The sequence below is a fragment of the Bradyrhizobium sp. USDA 4504 genome (genome assembly GCF_054063995.1).
This window is the reverse complement of the sequence record NZ_JBSSGV010000001.1, coordinates 2,372,164-2,387,603: the sequence shown is the minus strand read 5'-3', so window position 1 is coordinate 2,387,603 and position 15,440 is coordinate 2,372,164. Positions and strand designations below refer to the sequence as shown.

18 protein-coding genes are annotated in these 15,440 nt (G+C 65.0%); 12 read left to right on the top strand and 6 right to left on the bottom strand.

Annotated elements, in window-relative coordinates:
- Positions 1-97 precede the first annotated feature (97 nt).
- Together ACVMB1_RS10675 and ACVMB1_RS10670 are read right to left on the bottom strand one after the other, a co-directional pair.
- Positions 98-1,123: a fatty acid desaturase family protein gene (locus ACVMB1_RS10675; RefSeq protein ID WP_076831952.1), complete on the bottom strand. Its 1,026-nt coding sequence runs from the start codon at positions 1,121-1,123 to the stop codon at positions 98-100.
- Positions 1,120-1,836 carry a TetR/AcrR family transcriptional regulator C-terminal domain-containing protein gene (locus ACVMB1_RS10670; protein ID WP_141343068.1) on the bottom strand — a complete coding sequence of 239 codons (717 nt, stop codon included), beginning with the start codon at positions 1,834-1,836 and terminating at the stop codon, positions 1,120-1,122. Before ACVMB1_RS10670 ends, ACVMB1_RS10675 begins: the two co-directional genes overlap by 4 nt.
- A gap of 338 nt (positions 1,837-2,174) precedes the next feature.
- Here ACVMB1_RS10670 and rpsF point away from each other — a divergent pair, with 338 nt between their 5' ends.
- The 4 genes from rpsF to rplI all read left to right on the top strand — a co-directional run bounded on the left by rpsF (position 2,175) and on the right by rplI (position 4,634).
- Positions 2,175-2,639 carry a 30S ribosomal protein S6 gene (gene rpsF / locus ACVMB1_RS10665; RefSeq protein WP_029083529.1) on the top strand — a complete coding sequence of 155 codons (465 nt, stop codon included), beginning with the start codon at positions 2,175-2,177 and terminating at the stop codon, positions 2,637-2,639.
- Positions 2,640-2,645: 6 nt separating this feature from the next.
- Positions 2,646-2,885 carry a 30S ribosomal protein S18 gene (gene rpsR / locus ACVMB1_RS10660; protein ID WP_016844287.1) on the top strand — a complete coding sequence of 80 codons (240 nt, stop codon included), beginning with the start codon at positions 2,646-2,648 and terminating at the stop codon, positions 2,883-2,885.
- A 126-nt stretch (positions 2,886-3,011) separates the two neighbouring features.
- Positions 3,012-3,980 carry a hypothetical protein gene (locus ACVMB1_RS10655; protein WP_141343067.1) on the top strand — a complete coding sequence of 323 codons (969 nt, stop codon included), beginning with the start codon at positions 3,012-3,014 and terminating at the stop codon, positions 3,978-3,980.
- A gap of 51 nt (positions 3,981-4,031) precedes the next feature.
- Positions 4,032-4,634: a 50S ribosomal protein L9 gene (gene rplI, locus ACVMB1_RS10650; RefSeq protein WP_141343066.1), complete on the top strand. Its 603-nt coding sequence runs from the start codon at positions 4,032-4,034 to the stop codon at positions 4,632-4,634.
- Between the two features lie 49 nt (positions 4,635-4,683).
- On the opposite strand, the gene ACVMB1_RS10645 is transcribed toward rplI, so the two are convergent.
- From ACVMB1_RS10645 to ACVMB1_RS10635, 3 genes are all read right to left on the bottom strand, one after another.
- Positions 4,684-5,145 (bottom strand): PaaI family thioesterase, encoded by a 462-nt coding sequence (locus ACVMB1_RS10645; RefSeq protein ID WP_141343065.1) that lies wholly within the window; start codon positions 5,143-5,145, stop codon positions 4,684-4,686.
- A complete protein-coding gene (locus ACVMB1_RS10640; protein WP_141343064.1) occupies positions 5,142-5,747 on the bottom strand; it encodes a TetR/AcrR family transcriptional regulator in 606 nt (201 codons plus the stop codon). The genes ACVMB1_RS10645 and ACVMB1_RS10640 overlap by 4 nt, the downstream gene beginning before the upstream one ends.
- A gap of 89 nt (positions 5,748-5,836) precedes the next feature.
- On the bottom strand, positions 5,837-6,796 hold the full coding sequence (locus tag ACVMB1_RS10635) for a hypothetical protein (RefSeq protein ID WP_456848540.1): 960 nt from the start codon (positions 6,794-6,796) through the stop codon (positions 5,837-5,839).
- 258 nt (positions 6,797-7,054) lie between these two features.
- Between ACVMB1_RS10635 and ACVMB1_RS10630 the strand changes: the two genes are divergently transcribed.
- Positions 7,055-8,308 carry an SAM-dependent methyltransferase gene (locus ACVMB1_RS10630; protein WP_141343105.1) on the top strand — a complete coding sequence of 418 codons (1,254 nt, stop codon included), beginning with the start codon at positions 7,055-7,057 and terminating at the stop codon, positions 8,306-8,308.
- Between the two features lie 20 nt (positions 8,309-8,328).
- Here ACVMB1_RS10630 and ACVMB1_RS10625 read toward each other — a convergent pair whose 3' ends face one another.
- Entirely contained in the window at positions 8,329-8,499 is a 171-nt protein-coding gene (locus tag ACVMB1_RS10625) for a hypothetical protein (RefSeq protein WP_194295401.1), read from the bottom strand.
- 184 nt (positions 8,500-8,683) lie between these two features.
- Between ACVMB1_RS10625 and ACVMB1_RS10620 the strand changes: the two genes are divergently transcribed.
- The 7 genes from ACVMB1_RS10620 to ACVMB1_RS10590 all read left to right on the top strand — a co-directional run bounded on the left by ACVMB1_RS10620 (position 8,684) and on the right by ACVMB1_RS10590 (position 15,356).
- Positions 8,684-8,806: a hypothetical protein gene (locus tag ACVMB1_RS10620; RefSeq protein WP_256520498.1), complete on the top strand. Its 123-nt coding sequence runs from the start codon at positions 8,684-8,686 to the stop codon at positions 8,804-8,806.
- Between the two features lie 292 nt (positions 8,807-9,098).
- Positions 9,099-10,601 carry a replicative DNA helicase gene (locus ACVMB1_RS10615; protein ID WP_057019871.1) on the top strand — a complete coding sequence of 501 codons (1,503 nt, stop codon included), beginning with the start codon at positions 9,099-9,101 and terminating at the stop codon, positions 10,599-10,601.
- A gap of 48 nt (positions 10,602-10,649) precedes the next feature.
- The gene (gene alr / locus ACVMB1_RS10610; protein WP_057019870.1) at positions 10,650-11,954 is read left to right on the top strand and encodes an alanine racemase; all 1,305 of its coding nucleotides are present in this window, start codon (positions 10,650-10,652) and stop codon (positions 11,952-11,954) included.
- Between the two features lie 30 nt (positions 11,955-11,984).
- Positions 11,985-12,755 (top strand): exodeoxyribonuclease III, encoded by a 771-nt coding sequence (locus ACVMB1_RS10605; protein WP_057020052.1) that lies wholly within the window; start codon positions 11,985-11,987, stop codon positions 12,753-12,755.
- Between the two features lie 359 nt (positions 12,756-13,114).
- A complete protein-coding gene (locus ACVMB1_RS10600; RefSeq protein WP_028335150.1) occupies positions 13,115-13,840 on the top strand; it encodes a sulfite exporter TauE/SafE family protein in 726 nt (241 codons plus the stop codon).
- A 441-nt stretch (positions 13,841-14,281) separates the two neighbouring features.
- Entirely contained in the window at positions 14,282-14,569 is a 288-nt protein-coding gene (locus tag ACVMB1_RS10595) for a hypothetical protein (RefSeq protein WP_057019868.1), read from the top strand.
- Positions 14,570-14,741: 172 nt separating this feature from the next.
- Complete coding sequence (locus ACVMB1_RS10590; RefSeq protein ID WP_141343103.1) at positions 14,742-15,356, top strand: hypothetical protein; 615 nt, start codon at positions 14,742-14,744, stop codon at positions 15,354-15,356.
- Positions 15,357-15,440 lie beyond the last annotated feature (84 nt).

Here is a 15,440-nt window from a genome sequence, read left to right as displayed (position 1 = left end):
AAGGACACTAGCAAACTTATGATTCTAGTGTGCTTTATGAATGCGAAGTTCGTGAAAGTGGCTGCCGCGAAATCGCACGAACTTCGCATTCAGCACACTAGAACCCGCCGGCATTCTGGTCGGCGTTAACCTCGGCGCCGGCCCTCGCCCGGCGTGCGCTGTTGACCAGCTGGCCCGGACGATCCTCGTTGGCGGGCCTGGCGGTCGCCAGCCGCAGCACGGCGGCGTAGCCCGGCTGCACTTCCATCCGGCCGGCATAGCGGCTTTCGCTGAGGATGCGGTGGACGCGCGGCAGGTTGTAGCAGGGCACGTAGAACAGCAAATGATGCTCGAGGTGATAGTTCACGTAGTACGGCGCGATGAAGAGACGCTCGAGGACATTGGCCCGCGTGGTGCGGGTGTTGCGCAGGGGATCGGAGCTGTCGGGCACGACGGCGTGTTCGGCAATGTTGCGGATGCGCGTGATCACCATCATCCAGGTCAGCAGCGGCACCAGCCACAACAGCGGATAGGCCCACCACACACCGGCGGCGGCGAGGCCCGCGAACAGCAAGGCGTTGGTGACGCATTGCGGCCCGAGCTTCTGCCAGAAGTTGGCGGCGCGCCGCGACAACGGCCACTCCTTCGGCCCGATCGCATTGAGCAATTGCGCCTTGCGCTGCTGGTAGCCGGTCTGCCCGGTGATATCGCGGAAGAACTTCCGGCGGTAGCTCAGCTTCGTGATCGGAAACGGCGCCGACAGCACGAGATCGGGATCATCCTCCTGCTGCGTCCGCGCATGATGCTGCAGATGATAGCGGCGATAGCCGCGGGTCTCCGCGAAGATCGGATAGGCGCAGAACCACTGGCTCAGCGTCAGGTTGGTCCTCTCGTCCGCCGACAGACAGCCGTGCGCCCCGTCATGCATCAGGATCGCAAGCCCGAGCTGGCGCGAGCCGATGATCGCAACGGCGAGCAGATAGGTCAGCGGATTGGGCCACCACGCGACCAGCGCGATCGCGCCCAGGATCAGCGCCCAGGCATGCACGATCAGGGCTGCGCCCTTCCACGTCGTGCGCTCGCGCACCGCAACCAATTCGTCCTCGGTGAGGAAATCGCGGGCTCGCATGCGAAGCGCGGTCATGTGCCTGTCTCGCCGTCCGTTGAGGATGAAGTGTCGTGATCGCCGACCAGGCGCAGCCGCGTCCCGTCATTGGCCGACGTCGAAGTTGATGTCGCCTGCTCGCCGAGCGCGCGCAGCAATTCGCGGCACATCTCGTCGGCAGCGCGGCCCATCGCAAAACCTTCGACGATCACGCCGATCGCGATCGCCCAGAACCGCCGCGAGCTCTCCTCGGGCGCGCGCAGCGAGCGCCAGCCGTGCCGCTCGACCTGGCCCGCATAGGCGCGCGCGCCCTCGCTGTGCAGACGTTCGATGGTGCGCTCGACAAGGGGCGCGAGGTCCTGCCGGCGCCGCGTGAGGGTCAAGGCCTCCGCGAAGAAAGCGACCGTGTCGGTCGCGGTCACGGTCTCGGCCAAAGCGTGGGTGTAGTCGCGCGGGGTGTGGGCATTCAGGGCGGCCTGCTCGGTCGCGCGCGCGAGATAGAGCATGTCGCGGCTGGCGGCTTCGACGAACAGCGCTTCCTTGGTGCGGAAGTAATAGGTGATCTGGCTCGGAAAGGCGTCCGCGGCCGCGGCGATATCGGAGATCGATGTGCCCGAGAGCCCGCGTTCCTTGAACAGGCGGCTGGCGGCATCGAGCAGCAGCGAGCGCATCTTGCGCCCCGCCGACCGCGTCGCGCGGACCGCGTGCTTCGGATCGGGCGCAGACATGCCGCTGGCGGTCTCCGAACCCATATCTCGTCCTCCCAAAGATGTTTGTATGATATACAAACAAAGAAATCAACGGGAAATCACCCGAGGTTGCGTCAAACGGCCTGGAGGGCCACGACACCTCGCACATCCGGGGACCGAGAACCCTTGCTTTCGCGGCCAAAATCCATATAAGCGCGCCATTCGTGGGCTCCGGCCGGGAGCTGAACGGACGGTCTCAGCAAATTCACCCGTTGATTTTGATGTGGCAGGGCCAGTCGGCCCGTCGTCCCGTGCTCCCGCCTTCTGAGCAGCTCGAGTCCTTTCCGAAGGTCTCGAAGGGCTTGTCGCCGGAAACCGCGCCAACACAGGAAAGGACAACCATGCCTCTTTATGAGCATGTTTTTCTCGCGCGTCAGGATGCGAGCACCCAGCAGGTGGATGAACTGACGGCCCAGATGACGGGGATCGTCGAACAGGGCGGCGGCAAGGTCACCAAGACCGAGAGCTGGGGCGTGCGATCCCTCACCTACCGCATGAACAAGAACCGCAAGGCGCATTTCGTGCTGATGAACATCGACGCACCGTCGGCTGTCGTCACCGAGATCGAACGTCAGGAGCGGATCAACGAAGACGTCATCCGCTATCTCACCGTGCGCGTCGAAGAGCACGAGGAAGGCCCGTCCGCGATGATGCGCAAGGCCGACCGCGATCGCGAGCGCGATGACCGTGGTGGTGGCTTCCGTGGCGACCGCGAAGGCGGCTTCCGTGGTGACCGCGAGGGTGGTTTCCGTGGCGACCGTGGCCCGCGCCGTCCGCGTGAAGAAGAAGCTGCGACCGAGGAGTAATGAATCATGGCTGATGCTGGTGCCCGCCGTCCGTTTTTCCGTCGTCGCAAGTCCTGCCCGTTCACGGGCGCGAATGCGCCGAAGATCGACTACAAGGATTCCAAGCTGCTGATGCGTTACGTCTCCGAGCGCGGCAAGATCGTGCCGAGCCGCATCACGGCCGTGTCCGCCAAGAAGCAGCGTGAGCTCGCCCGCGCCATCAAGCGCGCGCGCTTCCTCGGCTTGCTGCCTTACGTGATCAGGTAATCGTTTCCGGCCGGCGGCATACGTCGCCGGCCGCTCATTCTCATAAGGCTTCCGGGTCGTCCGGTCGCCGATGGTTGGGGTTCTCGAAGCAGGACCCCTAACCGCTCGAAGGGGGCGGGACAGCTGATGATCGGAATATTCACCGTTGCACTCGCAGCCGGCGCCGCGTCGGCGCTGATGTTCGCCTCGATCAGTTCGGGCGCGGCGATCTCGATATTGCTGTTCTATCTCGCACCGCTGCCGATCATGGTGGCGGCGCTCGGCTGGGGCCCCCTCGCCGCCGCTATCGGTGGAGTGGGTGCGGCATCCGTGCTCGGCACGCTCTTCGGCCTTCCCTACAGCATCGCGTTTGCCATGATGGTCGCCGTGCCCGGCTGGTGGCTCGGCCACCTGGCCCTGCTCGGACGGCCGGTCGCGGGCGAAGCCGGCGACAGCACCAAGCAGCAGCAGCCAGCGATTGAATGGTACCCCGTCGGCCGCATCCTGCTCTGGATTGCAGCCTTCGCCATCGTTACCACGACCGCCGCGCTGCTCACGCTCGGCACCGATACCGACACGATCACCGGCACGTTGCGGCGCGGCCTGCTCAAGATGCTCAGCACCGGCGAAGCGCAGCCCAGCGGTGACATCGAACGGCTGGTCGACGCGTTGGTGATCTTCGCGCCGCTCGCGGCGACCATCATCGCCATGGTGACGCTGACGCTGAACCTTTGGCTCGCCGGCAAGATCACGCAAACCTCCGGGCGGTTGAACCGGCCATGGCCGGATTTCCGCACCACGGCGCTTCCCGCCGTGACGTTGGTCGCGCTGCTGGCGGCTGTCGCCGTCAGCTTCATCGGCGGCATGCTTGCGCTGCTGGCGCAGATCGTCACCGCGGCACTCGTAATCGCCTATGCGCTGGTCGGCTTCGCCGTTCTGCACACCTTGACGCTGTCGCTCACCAATCGCGGCTTCTGGCTCGGTGGCATCTATGCGGTCGTCGTCATGTTCGGCTGGCCGATCGTGGCGATGTTCGCGCTCGGCATCGCCGACGCCGTGTTCGGGCTGCGCCAGCGCTATCTGCAGACAAGACCGCCGCCTTTGCCCGCGGCTTGAGATTCGATCCAACCACTTAAACCCGTACTTTGCATCTAAAGGAGAACGAAAATGGAAGTCATTCTGCTCGAACGCGTTGCCAAGCTTGGCCAAATGGGCGAAGTCGTGCGCGTCAAGGACGGGTTCGCCCGCAACTTCTTGCTGAAGCGCGGCAAGGCGCTGCGCGCCACCGAGGCGAACCGCGCCAAGTATGATGGCATGAAGGCCGAGCTCGAGGCCAACAACATCCAGGCCAAGGGCGAAGCCGCCAAGGTCGCCGAGAAGATCGACGGCCGCGACATCGTCATCATCCGCCAGGCCTCCGAATCCGGCCAGCTGTTCGGCTCGGTGACGGTGCGCGACATCGTCGCCGCGCTGGCTGCCGACGGCGTGACGGTGTCGCGCCCGCAGGTCTGGCTCGACTCGCCGATCAAGGTGATCGGCGCGCAGAAGGTGACGATCGCCGTCCACCCCGAGGTCGAGACCAGCGTCACCGTGACGGTCGCCCGCTCCGCCGAAGAGGCCGAGCGGATCAAGCGCGGCGAGGACATCTCGACCCGCCAGGAAGACCAGGACGCTGCCGCCGAGGCGCTCGCCGCCGCCGGCGAATTCTTCGATCCGGAAGTCCAGCACGACGAGGAAGCCGCGCCGGCTCCGGCCGCCGAAGAGAAGTAAGCTTCTCTCCATCGTCCAACCGACTAAACGCTACGAAGCCCGGCCTCGATCAGTCCGGGCTTTGGATTCGTGCCGCCGCCTTGTCGTCGAGCATGGCGATCGACGCCAATGCGGTCGCGGTGTGCTTCTCCTTGCCGTCGATGACGCAGAACACGTCGGCTGCAACGACGGCGACCTGACGTCCCGGCTTGATCACGCGCGCCCGGCAGATCAGACGATCGCCCGAGGCCGGCGACAGCAGGTTCAGCTTGTATTCCGCCGTCAGCGCCGGCTGGCCGCGCGACGTCGCCGCTGCGATCGTGGTGGCGTTGTCGACCAGAAACGCCGTCACTCCGCCGTGAAACAGGCCATGCTGCTGCAACAGCTCCGGCCGGCGGTCGACCGCGAGCGTGCAGGTGCCGCGCGACAGCTCGGCTACCTCGGCACCGACAAGACCCATGAAGCCCTGCCGGCCGACATTGTCGCGAATTCGCGTCGCGATCGGTGCAAAGTCCGGATCGGTCTCGCTCATGAAGTCTCTCCTGTTCGTTCTGGCGCACCCGGCGCCACCACCGCGCGGACCGCGCAGGCGATCAGCGTCTCGACCTGTTCGCGCGGATCGCCGGTATGGCGGCCCGATAGCCAGGCGCGGCAGAAGATCTGCGCCGGCCCGACGATCTGGCTGAAGAACAGCACGGCGCTCATCGGCAGCAATTCGCCGCGCGCGAGCAGCGGCGCACGCCAGCGCTCGATGCCGTCGGTGAGCCGCGAATTCTCGCTGCGCTGCGCGCCGCGCACCTCCTCGCCCCACTCGCTGCGCGAAATCTCGAACAGGAAGCGCGCCTCGCGCCGGTTGCTCACGACCCAATCGAGATGGGCGTGGATCAGCCGCTCAACGCCCTCGCCCGCCCCGCAGCTGGCGTCGACCGAGCTGATGATGGTGGCGTGATAGGCCTGCAGGATTTCCAGGAACAGGGTGCCGGCGAGCGCCTTCTTCGAGGTGAAGAAGTGGAAGAAGCTGCCGTTGGACGCGCGGGCGCGGGAGCGAATCTCGGCCACCGTCGCGCCCTCAAATCCGTCGCGGTCGAACACCGCCAGTCCCGCTGCGAGCAGATCTTCGCGCGCCGTGCTCAAGTCGTCCTCCTGACTAGATTAACACTCTAGAGCACTGCTCTAATGATGATCAAACAAATACGCCGGACCTTGCGGCCCGGCGTTGGCGATTACTTCGAGGTCGGAGCTTCCGGCGGGCCGGAGCCTGGCGTCGTGGGCGGTGGCGGCGGCGGCGCCGTCGCAGTCACCGGCGGCGCGGCTGGCTCCGGAGCGGGAGATGCGGCGGCTGCCGGCTCGGACGCCGCAGGCGCAGCCGCGGCAGGCGCCGGTGTGACCTGCGGAACCGGATCGGATCGCACGGCAGCCGGCTCGCCGCCGCCATTGCTCTTGGGCGCGTCGACCTTTGCCGTGTCGGGCTCGGCGGCAGGCTTCGCCGGCTTCTCGGCTTCACCCTTGTCATCATGCCGGGTGGATGTCTTGGGGTCTGTCTTGGGCTCGTCGCTGGTCGCCGCGCCCTTGGGCGTCTCCTCGGACTTCGGCTCCTCGACGGGCTTGCCGCGACGGCCGTGCTTCTGACGCGACGGCTTGCCCTCGCCCAAGGCCTGCGGCGTCTGGCCGTCATCCGGCTTCGCGCCTTCCGGCGTCTCGCTCGGGCGGGCCATCCGCTTGCCGCGGTGAGCTGGACGTCCTTCGGGATTCAAGCCATCGCCATCGGGTTTGGCCCCTTCCTGCGGCGCGGCATCCTGGTGCCGTCGGCGGGCCGGACGCTCGGACGGCTGCTCCGGGGACTGGTTCGCCTCCTGCCTGCCTTCCCTACCGCCCTTAGTCCCCTTGGGCTGATCCTTGGCCTGGTAGCGCGGGTCGTTGGCACCATTCGAAATCAGATAGGAGGCAAGCACGCCGGCCATGTCGCTGGACGTCGTGTAGTGCTGGCGCAGGAAGCCCGGCAGCGAACCGGCCGGGACCGATTTCAGCAGGCCGCGCGGGCTCTTGTGGCAAGCTGTGCAGGTGCTTGCGAAGATCTGGGAGGGGCTCTTGCCGGCCTCGAGGTTTTGCGCCTGCGCCGATACGGCTGACAGGCAGCCAATCAGAAGCGCCACCGTCGCCAGACTGAGGGCTCGGCTCAACATTCCTTAAGTCTCCAGATTCCGGAAAAATCGCCGCCAGCGCCTGATGGATCGGCCGCGGCGGTCACCTTTTAGCCGATTATCGCGCGAATGGAAGCGCGCCCATGACGCATCCACGCAATTGTCACATTTTGGAATATCGGCTTTGACCACAACGCTATAGCGCGATCTAATTCCCTGCCTATCTTGAGGTTGGGGACACATTGGAGTGATCAACTCCGGTGGTGTCGGTGTGCAGCTTGCCGTTCCGTTGGTGTTTCGATGGACCGATTGTTGCGATACTTCTTGGGGCGCTTCATCCGCCGCGGTTCGATCACGTTCACGACCGCGAGCGGCGCTCAGTTCATCTGCGGTGATGGCACGGGTGTACCGGTCGCCGTGCGCTTCATGACGCGAGGGGCGGAACTCCGCATCCTGGTCGATCCCGAACTTTATCTCGGCGAAGCCTTCATGGACGGCACGTTCGTGGTGGAGCAAGGCACCGTCGCCGACGTGCTGGCGGTCCTGATGGGTCAGGCAGCCATGCTGCCGAACTTTGCCAGGCTGCAGGCCTGGGTACGCTTCCTCGGACGCCGCGCCCAGCAGATCAATGTGCGCGGCCGATCCAGAAGCAATGTCGCCCGTCATTACGATCTCGACGGCCGCCTCTATTCGCTCTTCCTCGACGCGGACAAGCAATACAGCTGCGCCTATTTCGAGACGCCGGACGCGACGCTGGACGATGCCCAGCTCGCCAAGAAGCGTCACCTCGCCGCAAAACTCCTGATCAAGCCCGGGCACCGCATCCTCGATATCGGTTCCGGCTGGGGCGGCCTTGGGCTCTATCTCGCCGAGATGAGCGGCGCCGACGTCACCGGCGTCACGCTGTCGACCGAGCAGCTGCAAATTTCCAACGCCCGGGCGGCGGAGCGGAACCTGGCGCAATCGGCGCGCTTCCTGCTGCAGGACTATCGCGACATCCCCGGGCCGTTCGACCGCATCGTCTCGGTCGGCATGTTCGAGCATGTCGGGGTCGCCTACTATGAAACCTTCTTCGCGCGCTGCGCCGAACTGCTGAGCGACGACGGTGTCATGGTGCTGCACTCGATCGGCCGCTCGACCGGCCCCGACGTCACCAGCCCCTGGATCCGGAAATACATCTTCCCCGGCGGCTACATTCCGGCGCTGTCCGAGGTCATGCCGGCGATCGAGAAGGCCGGATTGCTGATCTGCGACATGGAGATCCTCCGCCTGCACTATGCCGAGACGCTGAAGGCATGGCGCGAGCGCTTCATGGCGCGGCGCGAGGAGGCCGTGCGGCTCTACGACGAGACCTTTGCCCGGATGTGGGAATTCTACCTGGCTGCGTCGGAGATGTCGTTCCGCGTGCAGAACATGATGAACTTCCAGCTCCAGCTCACCAAGCGCCAGGGCATCGTCCCGATAACCCGCGACTATATCGGCGGCGAAGAAGCCCGCCTGCGGCTGAAGGAGGCCGGCGCGGCCAAGCCCCGGCTGCAACTCGCCGGCGAATAGGTCTGAAGGAACGGGTACTGCTAGTTGCGCAGGCTGTAGGCCGACCCGCAATGGCCAAAGGTCGGCGCCGGACGCGCCAGATGGGCCGCGGCGGCCGAAATCAAGCTGGCATCGCAGGGAACATTGCGAACCTCGGGACGCGCCGCCTGCTCCATGGCATCGACAAGCGCCGCCAGCCAGCGGCGATCCATGCCATCTGCCCGGCCAAGCCTTGATCGCGCTGTCTGAAACTCTCGAGCCATCGCCGCCGTATCTTGCCTGAGCGTAGACAACCTGGAATCCGCCGGGTCGTTCCCGCGAACCTGCCGCAAAAAAAGTGCGGCGCATGTGATCTGCTTCACAGAGGTCTGTCCCGGACTGTCGTAGTGGTCCGGAATGACCCGAGAAACACACCAGACGATGTTGGACCCGCAGCGCGATATCGCGACTGACTACGCCCTGATCGCCACTGGCGTGGTGGCCGCCTTGATCGCGCTGGCCTTCCTCATCCTGGTCTGAGAAATCGACGCCAACAGCCGCCTCGCCTCTCCATGGGTCCGCTCGCCTGGCAAAAGGTTCAGGCGGCGTCCAATTTTTGCCAACGACCGTGCTGATCGGCCGGCTCCCGACCGGTTTCGGACAAAACCCCAGTCAAGCGGAATGCATCCGGCTGTTTCGGATTCACACCTCGCGTTGTGTGAATCGTGCATAAGAAACATCCGTCCTTTCGCTTCGTGCCGGGCTGGCGCTTCATCGCCGCCCCACAGCCGAAAATCTCAGTAACGACGAAATCAGAAGAATAAGCTCGTCCATGGCCTTGATTGATTCGAACGTCCACAAGCTCGCGCCCGACGCCGCATCCCCGGCCTACCGAAGTGCGCCGCACAACATCGAAGCGGAACAGGGCCTGCTGGGCGCGATCCTGGTCAATAACGACGCCTTCTACCGGGTCTCCGATTTCCTGGAGCCGAAGCACTTCTTCGAAACCATCCATCAGCAAATCTATGAGACCGCCGGAAGCCTGATCCGGATGGGCAAGGTCGCGAACCCCGTGACCCTGAAGACGTTCCTGCCGGCCGAGCTCGACATCGGCGGCATGACGGTCGGCCAATACCTCGCCCGGCTTGCCGCCGAAGCGACCACCATCATCAACGCGCAGGACTACGGACGCACCGTTTACGATCTCAGCCTGCGCCGCAACCTGATCCAGATCGGCGAGGACATCGTCAACGTCGCCTATGACGCGCCGGTCGACTTCGCGCCGCGCGCCCAGATCGAGGATGCCGAGCGGCAGCTCTACGGCCTTGCTGAAACCGGCCGCTATGACGGCGGCTTCCAGCGCTTCGCGCAGGCACTGACGATCGCCGTCGACATGGCGGCGAAGGCGTTCCAGCGCGACGGCAAGCTGTCGGGCATTTCGACCGGTCTGCGCGACCTCGACGCCAAGATGGGCGGCCTGCAGCCGTCCGACCTCATCATCCTCGCCGGCCGTCCCGGCATGGGCAAGACATCGCTCGCCACCAATATCGCCTACAACATCGCCAAAGCCTATGTGCCGGAAGTCCAGGCGGACGGCACCACCAAAGCAGTCAATGGCGGCTGTGTCGGCTTCTTCTCCTGCGAAATGAGCGGCGAACAGCTCGCCACCCGTATTCTCGCCGAGCGCACCGGCATCCCCTCGAGCTCGATCCGTCGCGGCGGCATCTCCGAGCTCGATTTCGAGAAGATCCGCGACTGTTCGATCGAGCTGCAATCGCTACCGTTCTACGTCGACGAAACCGGCGGTCTCTCGATCTCGCAGCTCACCGCGCGGGCGCGACGGCTCAAGCGCCAGAAGGGCCTCGACCTGATCGTGATCGACTATATCCAGCTGCTGCAGGGCTCGGGCAAACGCGGCAACGACAACCGCGTGCAGGAAATCACCGAGATCACCACCAACCTGAAGGCACTTGCCAAGGAACTGAACGTTCCGATCATCGCGCTGTCGCAGCTGTCGCGTCAGGTCGAAAACCGCGACGACAAGCGGCCGCAGCTGTCCGACCTGCGTGAATCCGGCTCGATCGAGCAGGACGCCGACGTCGTGATCTTCGTCTATCGCGAGGAATACTACCTCGCCAACAAGGAGCCGCGCGCGGGCACGCCGGAATATGAGAAGTGGCAGATGGACATGGACCTTGCCCACGGCAAGGCCGAAGTCATCATCGGCAAGCAGCGACACGGCCCGACCGGCACGGTCGATCTGCACTTCGAGGCCAGCGTCACGCGCTTCGGCGACCTCGCACCCGACGGTCAGGTTCCGGATCACGGCCACTGAGATCCGGACTCGGTTGAACGACGCAGGGCACCCGCGTACAACTGAGCCATGAACATCGTGACTGACGCGAAATCGCAGCTGACATCCGAGGCCAGTTTGCTGGCGGCCCACCCGACCGCCAGCGGTATCCTCACCATCGACCTCGACGCCATCATCGCCAACTGGCGCAAGCTCGAGAAGACCGCGGTGCCGGCCGAATGCGCCGCCGTGGTCAAGGCCAACGCCTATGGCTGCGGCGCCGAGCAGGTTGCGCGGGCGCTGGCCAAGGCCGGCTGCAAGACCTTCTTCGTCGCCAGCGTCGAGGAGGCCGCCGCGGTGCGCGCGGCCGCTCCCGAGGCGACCGTGTATTCGCTCGGCGGTTTTTTCCAGAACACCGGCGACGCCTACGCCAGGATCGACTGCAAGCCGGTGATCGGCGATCTCAACGAGCTCGCCGAATGGGACGTGTTCTGCCGCCGCTCCGGCTGGTCCGGCGGCGCCGGCATCCATATCGACACCGGCATGAACCGGCTGGGGCTCACGGTCAGCGAGGCACAGGGCATCATCCCGCGGATCAATGCCGGCGATCACGGCATCACGCTGGTCATGAGCCACCTCGCCTCCGCCGAATTGCTCAACAATCCCGCCAACGCCAAGCAGCTTGCGAGCTTCCGCGAGATCGCGAGCCTGTTCACTGGCGTGCCGGCCTCGCTGGCGAATTCTTCCGGCGTGTTTCTCGGCGCGCAATTCCAGTTCGAGATGGTGCGACCGGGCTGCGCGCTCTATGGCGTCAATCCGACGCCGGAGGCCGACAACCCGATGCAGCAGGTGGTCGATCTCAAGGCGCGCATCGTGCAGATCCGCAACATCGATCGCGGCGAGACCGTCGGCTATGGCGGCACCTGGACCGCGCGCCGGCCGACCCGGCTTGCGATCGTCGCCGCCGGCTATGCCGACGGCTATTTCCGCGCCGCCAGCGCCAATGACGGCACCCGCGGCGCCGAGGTCGTGGTCGCCGGCAAGCGCTGCCCGATCGCCGGCCGCGTCTCGATGGACCTGATCGCGGTCGATGTCACCGACCTCGACAAGAATGCCGTGCGGCGCGGCCACATGGTGACGCTGATCGGCGAAGGCATCACGGTCGACGAGGTCGCGCATCATTTCGGCACCATCGGCTATGAGGTGTTGACCAGTCTCGGCCGCCGCTTCGTGCGCATCTACAAGGGCGGCGATGCCGTCGCCGCGAGAAGCGACGCGGTCGCCGAGACGAGCGAGCCGGCTGCCACGCCCGCAGCACCGCCAGCCTTGCCAACAGCAGCGCCCGCTGCGCCGCCGCCACTGCCGGCCGCCGAGCCAACAGCGACGTCCACCTGACATGATCAAGGTTCGCGATTGCCGATGCGCATGAAGATCGCGACCTTCAACATCAACAACGTCAACCGCCGCCTGCCCAACCTGTTGCGCTGGCTGAAATCGGCCAGGCCCGACATCGTCAGTCTGCAGGAGCTGAAGGCCAGCGACGCCGAGTTTCCCGCGGCCGCGATCGAGCAGGCCGGCTACGGCGCGGTGTGGCAGGGACAGAAGACCTGGAACGGCGTCGCCATCCTCGCGCGCAAGGCCGAGCCGGTGCTGATCCGCACCGCCCTGCCCGGCGATGCCGGCGATCACGAAGCGCGCTACATCGAGGCCGCGGTGCGCGGCATCGTCGTCACCAGCCTCTATCTGCCGAACGGCAATCCGCAGCCCGGGCCGAAATTCGATTACAAGCTCGCCTGGTTCAAGCGGCTGCGCGCCCATGCCGCCAAGCTGCTCAAGCAGGACGTCCCGGTGGTGCTCGCCGGCGACTACAATGTCGCGCCGACGCCGTTCGACATCTACCCGACGCGGTCCTGGGACAAGGATGCGCTGATCCAGCCGAAGAGCCGCGCCGCCTTCAAGGCGCTGGTCGATCAGGGCTGGTGCGATGCGATCCGCGCCCTGCATCCGGACGCGCCGATGTTCACCTTCTGGGACTACAAGCGCCAGCGCTGGCCACGCGATGCAGGCCTGCGGCTCGATCATCTCCTGCTCAGCCCCGCAGTGGCGCCGCGCCTCGTGAAAGCCGGCGTCGACCGCGCCATCCGCGGCGAGGACGGCGCCAGCGATCACGCGCCGGCGTGGGTGGTGTTGAGGTGACGGGTTTGCGTGTCGCGCTCGCGCCACAATCACTCTGTCGTCCCTGCGAAAGCAGGGACCCATACTCCGCGGCCGATGTTGTGAACGGGACTTGTCGTTCCGGCGGCGCGCAATAATCCGCATTCGTGGTTATGGGTCCCTGCTTTCGCAGGGTCGACAACAAATGTGTTGCGCGGTCTGTGAGTCATACCTCCGCATTCTCGCGACATGATTTGTCCAAGTCTTGCTGCGCTGCGCACGATGGCGTGTCGATGGTTCGGCGGCGCCCTTGCGCCGTCTCGAACCATGAGGTCACACTGAGCCCCTCTCCCGGGACACGCATTCAGCATGGCTCGGGATCACCTCACCGGAGCGCGCAGGTGGGCTTTCTCTTCGTCCTCATCGTCGGCCTGGTCGCCGGCACCATTTCCGGCATCGTCGGCACCGGCTCGTCGATCATGCTGATGCCGGTGTTGGTCTATCAGTACGGGCCGAAGCAGGCGGTGCCGATCATGGCCGTCGCCGCCGTGATGGCCAATCTGTCGCGAATCCTCGCCTGGTGGCGCGAGGTCGACTGGCGTGCCTGCATCGCCTACTCGATCACCGGCATCCCGGCCGCCGCGCTCGGCGCGCGCACCCTGCTCGCGCTGCCCTCGCATGCGGTCGATATAGCGATCGGCGTATTCCTGATCGCGATGGTGCCGGTGCGGCACTGGCTGGCGCGGCACAGGCTGAAGGCCAATCTCTGGCATCTCGCAATCGGCGGTGCGCTCATCGGCTACCTCACCGGCATCGTGGCCTCGACCGGCCCGCTCAGCGTGCCGCTGTTCCTGTTCTACGGTCTCAGCAAGGGCGCGTTCCTCGCCACCGAGGCGGCGAGCTCGCTCGGGCTCTATGTCAGCAAGTCGGTGACGTTCGAGCGTTTCGGCGCGCTGACGCCGGACATTGCGCTGAAGGGCCTGATCGCCGGCGCCTCGCTGATGGCCGGCGCTTTCATCGCAAAGCGCTTCGTGCTGCAGCTGAAGCCGGAGTCGTTCCGCCTGATCATGGACGGCATCATGCTGGCGGCGGGCACGGCGCTGTTGTGGTCTGCAATGACGCAGTAAAATTCCGACATCGACCGGGCCCTGGGCAAACGGATTTCACCGTGACGAACACCAACATTCTCCCGATGGTGTCGTAATTCTACGGGGCTTTGCGCATCGGGTGGCGTGTACCCCGAAAGAGTTTTGTTGAGCGCTCACCTTCCGTTGTTATCCGGATTGCCATCGTCCGGCCGCTGCGTTTATGACAATCTCATTACTTGCACTTGATCGTTTGCGGAAAAGAACTTTGCTCCAGCAGGCATCACAGGGTTGATCGACGACCCGGATGCGAGTCCCGAGAGTTCAGACGACGAGGTTCAGCGACACCTGGCGTGCAGATCGGGCGCAGAGCCCGGCGCCTGATGTCGCCGATGTCGGCCTGACGAATGCGGGATCGCAAGTCGAAGCATTGGGAGTCGCGGGTCGTCAAAGCCCACGACAGGCGGGAAAGGCAGGCGCGCGATGCGCAAGATGATGATCACGACTGCGGCGATTGTGACGTTCGCCGTTGCCGGCTCGGCGTTCTGGCCGACGGCAAGGCCCGATGTCGCGCAGTTCGGAGACAGCGTCTACGAGACGATCTGGGTCTGGCGCATTCCGGCCTACGCCAACAATCCGTCGTGGCGGGTTCGCTGGAGCTGGAGCGATCCGTTGCGCGCGCAGGCGAGATGCTGCCGCGCTCTGCCGACGAGTCTGACGCCGCGCGAGAATCCGCCGCTGCTGCTGTCGAGGCGGGACATCCACGTTTGACCGCGCGTACAAACGAGAGCAGTTCCCTTGCGCGAAGCGCATTTGATTCAAATTCGCGCTGTAGTTGAACTTACTTTTTATCCTTAACCAGAAACCTGATCTTTGATTTACATCTGCAAGATGCGGTTTACCTTGTCTCCGCGAGCACAGCGGATTCAGGGACAACAACAACATGCGCCAACCAAGCCTCACCCTGTGGTTGACCGTTGTTCTGGCGACGCAGGGATTGAGCGTCGCGGCAGACGATACAAGACCGGGGCAACCGGGTGCCGTTGCCGCTGCTGACCGCGTTGCATGTTCCCTGCAGCCAAAAAGTGAGGAACCGTCCGATCCGTCGTCGACCTCGGCAATTCCTCACGCCGAAAAATTCGTCGCGCGGGAACATTTCAAGGAGGACATCGCCTCGAGCGCGCCGGTCAGGATTTCCTGGTTAGGCGCGACCTTCGCGCAGCGCTTCACGAACAAGATCGAGGACGATAGCGGCGGCGCATCGTTGCAGACCTTCATCCTGAGCGCAGCCTCGAGCGACAAGGAGATCCTCGCCAAACTGGGTCAGAGCCACGAGAGCAGGCTGGCCGACGTCTGGTGCGCGTTGAGGCGACAGCCCAGCGGCAGCAATGGCCCGCTGGAGGTCAACGCCAAGCCGAACGTGTTTTACGTACGCGACAGCGCCGGAGAGCTTGGTGCCGTCGACGTGCTGTGGGGCGGCGTCGGCTGGGAAATCGGCGCCAGCCCGGTCGGCGACAAGCCGCGCTGGCCGGGCGGAACGCGGGTGTTCTCGCGCTGAGCCGGCCCCGCCATCTCGCGCTTCGTCTTCTTCGATGGATCGTGCGCGGCGGCCGAACCGTGTTATGCATCGTGCTCGACAGCG